At 62.1% G+C, this 1,776-nt stretch carries 2 protein-coding genes; both read left to right on the forward strand.

The features are described from left to right. A partial coding sequence (locus ACGVJ8_RS11925) for a S41 family peptidase (protein WP_392348371.1) occupies positions 1-868 on the forward strand: 868 nt, incomplete at its 5' end. Continuing rightward, on the forward strand, positions 865-1,776 hold a 912-nt coding region (locus tag ACGVJ8_RS11930), incomplete at its 3' end, for an HD domain-containing protein (protein WP_392348373.1). The genes ACGVJ8_RS11925 and ACGVJ8_RS11930, both read left to right, overlap by 4 nt.

A 1,776-nucleotide genomic window follows, 5' to 3' on the forward strand; every position in this document is an offset into this window, starting at 1 on the left:
GATCATTTCTGCACTCGAAGGATCTCCTGCCGCGGACGCAGGTTTGGCGCCTGGAACGGAAGTCACTGCCGTGGACGGCACACCCATCAGCAGCCTCGGCCTTGGTGGAACAGCCAACAGCTTGCGGGGAGATGTTGGAACGCAGGTTGTTTTGAGCATCCAAAACAAGGACGGAGACGTCAGTGAAGTGACGCTCGAACGACGCAACGTGGACCTACGCCCTGTCCGCACCCGCCGTGTGCGCAGCGCAACGCACACCCTTGGCTACCTGCGCATCACCCAGTTCTCCGAGGATGTGCCCCAACAGGTGATGGAAGCCCTCGACGAACTGAAAGTAAAAAACGTCGAAGGGTTGATCCTCGATCTGCGCAACAACTCCGGAGGGCTGGTCAGTGCCGGCCTGGCCGTTGCCGACGATTTCCTCAAGGGCGACGCAATCGTGGAGACCCGTGACCGCAACGGAATCAGCGACACCGTGCAGGCAAGGCCGACTCGGCTGTACGACGGACCGATGCTCACCTTGGTGAATGCAGGCACGGCCAGCGCCAGTGAGATTCTGGCCGGAGCCCTGCAGGACAGCGGCCGATCCCTGCTGATGGGACAGCAGACCTTTGGGAAAGGGCTGATTCAGACCCTCACCAACCTCAGCGATGGCAGCGGACTGGCCGTGACCGTGGCGGGCTACATGACCCCGAATGGGCGCGACATCCAGGGAGAAGGGATTGCTCCGGATCAGATCCTGGAGACACCGGAAGCCCTGAATCCTGGAGGCGAAGGGGATCTTTGGCTCGCATCGGCGGAGAACTGGATGGAATCACATCTGGCGATGGATCCCCAAAGCAGCAGCGGCGATGACGCCCCCGCATGAGCCAGCGGACTTATCACGACCCCCTGCATCACGGGATCACACTGGATGACACCAACCGGGCAGAAGCCCTGGTGATGACGCTGATCGACGCAGCACCGTTTCAGCGGTTGCGTCGGGTCCGTCAGTTGGGCCCCGCCTTCCTCACCTTCCATGGCGCGGAGTCGAGTCGGTTCACCCATTCCCTCGGCGTGTTTCACCTGGCTCGGCTGGCCCTCGGCAACTTGACCCGGCTTGATCCATCCCTGGAGGAGGAGCAGGGCCTGCTTTACGCAGCGGCGCTGCTCCATGACATCGGCCATGGCCCGTTGAGCCACACCGGGGAAGAGATGTTCGGCCTGCACCATGAAACGTGGTCAGCGGCGGTGATTCGACAGCACCCGGCCATCCGTGACCCCTTGGAGGCCTTCTCACCTGGACTCGCCGATTCCGTCGCCGACCTGCTGGAACACGGCAGCGCCAAACGGTCTGTGATCAAGCGACTGGTCAGCAGTCAGCTGGACTGCGACCGACTCGATTACCTGCTGCGCGACAGCTACACCACAGGCGCTCGGTATGGGCAGCTGGATACGGAGCGCATCCTCGCCGGCCTGACGCTCTCTCCGGACGGGGATCTGGCGATTCATCCCAAGGGCCTCATGGCCGTTGAGCACTATCTGGTTGTCCGCAATCTCATGTATCGCAGCGTCTACAACCATCGCCTCAACATCGTCTGCAACTGGATGCTGGAGCAACTGGTCCAGCTGGCACGACAACTGGGACCCGATCAGGTGTGGGCTGATCCTGTGATGGAACGTTGGCTCTGGGATCTCGAGAGCATGGATCTCACAAGCTTCCTGGCCAATGACGACCTGCGCACCGGGTACCACCTCCAGCGCTGGCGAGAGGAGGGGCCCCGCCCTCTCGCCGAA

Origin of the sequence: Parasynechococcus sp. (genome assembly GCF_042954245.1) — a bacterium.
Taxonomy (GTDB): domain Bacteria; phylum Cyanobacteriota; class Cyanobacteriia; order PCC-6307; family Cyanobiaceae; genus Parasynechococcus.